Raw genomic sequence first — 241 nt, 5'->3', positions numbered from 1 at the left:
AGGTAACTCGCACTGAGGGCGAGAGTGTTCTAAATCCATATTCAGTAAGCGGTGGGTGTAGTCGTAAGTGGCGCCTAAAATTTGCCCTCCAGCCAACTCTTTTTGCGTGGCGGAAATGTGGCGACTGTAATGCATTGTTTTTAGATCTATGTTTTGGCTTGAGCCAAAATTGGCTAATTGCGCGCGATGAGCACGTACGAGAAATACCGCTTCGGCAATGTCTCCCTGAGCTTGCTTAAAG

The 241-nt window shown here is 47.7% G+C and carries 1 protein-coding gene; it reads right to left on the bottom strand.

The genetic code is table 11. The annotated features are described in order from the left end of the window. Positions 1-241: carbon-phosphorus lyase complex subunit PhnI (locus V0R37_RS23145; protein WP_420376697.1), on the bottom strand; the 241-nt coding region annotated here is incomplete at both ends.

It is taken from the genome of Pollutimonas rozaliensis (assembly GCF_048751585.1).
Lineage (GTDB): Bacteria > Pseudomonadota > Gammaproteobacteria > Burkholderiales > Burkholderiaceae_B.
This window is presented reverse-complemented; position numbering and strand designations above follow the sequence as displayed.